The 4,670-nt window shown below is 65.2% G+C and carries 3 protein-coding genes; all 3 read right to left on the bottom strand.

The window, feature by feature from the left end; genetic code table 11:
- On the bottom strand, positions 1–724 hold a 724-nt coding region (locus MMB92_RS34980), incomplete at its 3' end, for a TolC family protein (RefSeq protein ID WP_277563263.1).
- Entirely contained in the window at positions 724–3,924 is a 3,201-nt protein-coding gene (bpeB, locus tag MMB92_RS34975) for an efflux RND transporter permease BpeB (RefSeq protein WP_006482626.1), read from the bottom strand. The genes bpeB and MMB92_RS34980, both read right to left, overlap by 1 nt.
- Before the next feature lie 15 nt (positions 3,925–3,939).
- Positions 3,940–4,670, bottom strand: a 731-nt coding sequence (locus MMB92_RS34970; protein WP_143279991.1) for an efflux RND transporter periplasmic adaptor subunit, incomplete at its 5' end; no start/stop codon positions are given.

Raw genomic sequence — 4,670 nt, 5'->3', positions numbered from 1 at the left:
TCGCGAGCGCCGTCTCGACCACCGTCTGCGCCTGACGCAGCTCGAGCTCGGAGCCCGTGCCGTTGTCGAACTGCAGCTTGGTCAGGTCGTACGATGCCTGCGCGGTCTTCAGCGTGTCCTCCGTGACCTTCAGCAGGTCATCGGTCGACAGCAGCGTCAGATATTGATCCGCGACCTGCGACACCAGCGAGATCTCGGACGCCTGCCGCGCGTACGACGTCGACAGGTATTGCGCGAGCGCCTGGTCCTTCAGGCTCTGCACGCGGCCGAACAGGTCGAGTTCCCATGACGCGGACAGCCCGACGTTGTAGGTCGTCGTGATGTTCCGGCCCGGCACGGCCGTCAGCGAATTCGGCAAACGCTGACGGTTGCCCGTACCCGTACCGTCGAGCGTCGGGAACAGCCCCGCACGCGTGATCTGGTACTGCGCCCGCGCGGCCTCGATATTGAGCACCGACACGCGCAGGTCGCGGTTGTTTTTCAGCGCGATCTCGATCAGCCGCTGCAGGCGCGGATCGACGAAGAACTCGCGCCAGCCGATGGCAGTCGCCGCCTGGCCATTCGCGCTGCGCGCGCCGGCCGCGCCCGGCTGCGTCGCGTAGACGCCGCCGGCCGGGTACGCCTGCGCGACGGGTGCGTCGGGCCGCTTGTAGTGCGGCGCCATCGTGCAGCCCGTGGCAAAGAGCGCGACTGCGATTGCAGTCAAAGCGTGTTTTTGCATCATCACTGTCCCTTGTTGCCTTCGTCGCCGTTGCCCGGCTTCTCTTCGTGGTGCGAGTGCTCCTGAGCCAGACGCAGCGCCTCGTCGACGTCTTCCTTCTCGCCGCTGAAGATCGCGCGGATCTTCACGAAGAACATCGGGATCATGAAGATCGCGAGGAACGTCGCCGTGATCATCCCGCCGATCACGCCCGTACCGATCGCGTGCTGGCTCGCCGAACCCGCGCCGTTGCTGATCGCGAGCGGCATCACGCCGAGAATGAACGCGAGCGACGTCATCAGGATCGGACGCAGCCGCAGGCGCGCCGCTTCCAGCGCGGCCTCGATCGGCCCCATCTTCTCCGTCTGCTGCAGTTCGCGCGCGAACTCGACGATCAGGATCGCGTTCTTCGCGGACAGGCCCACGGTGGTCAGCAGGCCGACCTGGAAGAACACGTCGTTCTCGAGGCCGCGCATCGTGGCCGCGAGCAGCGCACCGATCACGCCGAGCGGCACGACCATGATCACCGAGAACGGGATCGACCAGCTTTCATACAGCGCCGCGAGACACAGGAACACGACGAGGATCGAGATCGCGTACAGGATCGGCGCCTGCGAACCGGACTGGATTTCCTGGAACGACAGGCCCGTCCACGAATAGCCGATACCGACCGGCAGCTTCTTCGCGAGCGTTTCCATCGCGGCCATCGCCTGACCGGTCGACTTGCCCGGTGCGGCCTGACCCTGGATTTCCATCGCCGACACACCGTTGTAGCGCTCGAGCTTCGGCGAACCGTACGTCCAGTGACCGGTCGCGAACGCGCTGAACGGCACCATCCCGCCCGACCCGTTGCGCACGTACCAGATGTTCATGTCTTCCGGCGTCATCCGGAACGGCGCATCGGCCTGCACGTACACCTTCTTGATCCGGCCGTCGGTGTCGAGGAAGTTGTTCACGTACTTCGACGCCCACGCGATCGAGAACGTCTGGTCGATCGCATCCGCCGTCACGCCGAGCGCATTCGCCTTCTCGCGGTCGATGTTCACCTTGTACTGCGGCGTATCGTTCAGGCCGTTCGGACGCACACCCTGCAGCGTCGGGTCCTTCGATGCCATCCCGAGCAGCTGGTTACGTGCGGCCATCAGCGCGTCGTGGCCGAGACCGGCGTTGTCCGTCAGCTCGAAGTCGAAGCCGGCAGCCGTACCGAGCTCAGGAATCGACGGCGGGTTGAACGGGATCACGAGCGCGTCCTTGTAGCTCCCGTAGCGCCCGAACATCCGGCCGATCAGCGCCTGCACCTTCTGGTTCGCATGCTGACGCTGCGAGTAGTCCTTCAGGCGGACGAACACGAGACCCGAGTTCTGGCCGCGACCCGCGAAGCTGAAGCCGTTGACCGTGAACGCCGATTCGACGATTTCCTTCTCGTCCTTCAGCAGGTAGTCGGAAATGTTCGCGAGCGTCTTCGCGGTCGTTTCCTGCGTCGAGCCCGACGGCGTCTGCACGATCACGAACATCAGGCCCTGATCTTCATCGGGCAGGAACGACTTCGGCAGGCGCACGAACAGCAGCCCGACCGCGACGATCACGACCAGATAGATGATGAGCCAGCGGCCCGAGCGCTTGATCACGTGGTGCACGCCGACGTGGTACTTGTCGCGGCTGTTGTTGAACGTGCGGTTGAACCAGCCGAAGAAGCCCTTCTTCTCTTCGTGATGCCCTTGCGGGATCGGCTTGAGGATCGTCGCGCACAGCGCCGGCGTCAGAATCAACGCGACCAGCACCGACAGCACCATCGCCGACACGATCGTCAGCGAGAACTGACGATAGATCGCGCCGACCGAGCCGCCGGAGAACGCCACCGGCACGAACACCGCCGACAGCACGAGCGCCACGCCGACGAGTGCGCCGGTGATCTGGCCCATCGCCTTGCGGGTCGCTTCCTTCGGTGACAGCCCCTCTTCCGCCATCACGCGCTCGACGTTCTCGACCACCACGATCGCATCGTCGACCAGCAGGCCGATCGCGAGCACGAGGCCGAACATCGACAGCGTGTTGATCGAGAAGCCGACCATCGACATGATCGCGAACGTACCGAGCAGCACGACCGGCACCGCGATCGTCGGGATGATCGTCGCCCGCAGGTTCTGCAGGAACAGATACATCACGAGGAACACGAGCACGATACCTTCGAGCAGCGTCTTGACCACTTCCTCGATCGACAGCTTCACGAACGGCGTCGTGTCGTACGGATACTTCACGACGAGGCCGTGCGGGAAGAACGGTGCGAGCTCGTCGATCTTCGCGCGCACGGCCTTCGCGGTCGCGAGCGCGTTCGCGTTGGTCGCGAGCTGGATACCGAGTGCCGCGGTCGGCTGACCGTTGTACTTCGTGTCGAAGTTGTAGTTTTCGCCGCCGAGGCCGATCTGCGCGACGTCCTTCAGGCGCACCTGCGAGCCGTCCTGGTTGACCTTCAGCAGGATGTTGCCGAACTGCTCGGGCGTCTGCAGCAGCGTCGATTCGGTGATCGTCGCCTGCAGCACGGTGCCCGGCGTGGCCGGCGTGCCGCCGATCTGGCCGCCCGCGATCTGCACGTTCTGCGCGGTGATCGCCGAGCTGACGTCGACCGGCGTGAGGCCGTAGTTGGTCAGGCGGTTCGGGTCGAGCCAGATCCGCATCGCGTACTGCGAGCCGAACAGCGTGACGGTACCGACGCCGTTCAGCCGGCTGATCGGATCCTTCACGTGCGACGCCACGAAGTTCGCGAGGTCGTACTTGTTCATGCTGCCGTCTTCGGAGTTGAAGGCGAGCACCAGCAGGAAGCTGCTGCTCGACTTCGTGACCGACAGACCGAGCTGCTGCACGACCTGCGGCAGAACCGGCGTCGCGAGCGACAGCTTGTTCTGCACCTGGACCTGCGCGATGTCGGCGTTGGTGCCCGGCGCGAAGGTCAGCGTGATCGTTGCGTTGCCCGAATCGTCACTCGTCGACGACATGTACAGGAAGTTGTCGAGACCGCTCATCTGCTGCTCGATCACCTGCGTCACCGTGTCTTCCACCGTCTTCGCGGAAGCGCCCGGGTAGTTCGCGGTGATCTGGATCGATGGCGGCGCGATCGTCGGATACTGCGAGATCGGCAGCGTGAAGATCGCCGCAACCCCGGCCAGCATCAGGATGATGGCGATCACCCACGCGAAGATCGGGCGATCGATAAAAAACTTTGCCATGAAACAGGCTCCCTGTTATTTCGCGCTCGAAGCAGCGGCAGCACTCGCCGGCGCGGCGCCCGATGCGGCGGCACCGGAAGCGGCAGCGGCGCCGGACCCGGCAGCGGCCGGCGCGGCGGGGGCAGCAGCGCCCGAAGCGGCATCGGCCGCCGGGGCGAGCTGCGCGGGGACCGTCTTCACGGTCGCGCCCGGGCGCACCTTGTCGACGCCTTGCACGATCACGTGATCGCCCGCCTGCAGACCGCCTTCGACGACCCAGTTCTGGCCCTGCATGCCGGTGGTCTTCAGCGGACGCGGCTCGACCTTGTTGCTGGCGTTCACCACCATCGCGATCGCCTGGCCCTTCTGGTCGTGCGTGACGCCGATCTGCGGCACCAGGAACGCGTTCTCGTTCACGCCTTCCTCGATCCGTGCACGCACGAACATGCCCGGCAGCAGCACGCGATTCGGGTTCGGGAACACCGCGCGGATCGTCACCGAGCCGGTGGTCTGGTCGACCGTCACGTCCGAGAACTGCAGCTTGCCCGGCTCCGAATAGGTCTTGCCGTCTTCGAGAATCAACGACACCTTCGCCGCGCCCGGGCCGGTCGTCTTCAGACGGCCGCTCTGCACGTCCTGCCGCAGCTTCAGCCCTTCGAGGCTCGACTGCGTGAGGTCGACGTACACCGGATCGAGCTGCTGCACGGTCGACATCAGCGTCGCCTGGCTCGCCTGCACGTAGGCGCCCGGCGTCACTTGCGAGATGC

Source organism: Burkholderia sp. IO2 (assembly GCF_029522185.1).
In the GTDB taxonomy this organism is placed as follows: Bacteria; Pseudomonadota; Gammaproteobacteria; order Burkholderiales; family Burkholderiaceae; genus Burkholderia; species Burkholderia cenocepacia.
This window is presented reverse-complemented; position numbering and strand designations above follow the sequence as displayed.

Excerpts from the sequence above, each read along its gene's own strand:
- bpeB (WP_006482626.1), bottom strand. The coding sequence starts at position 3,924 with ATGGCAAAGTTTTTTATCGATCGCCCGATCTTCGCGTGGGTGATCGCC.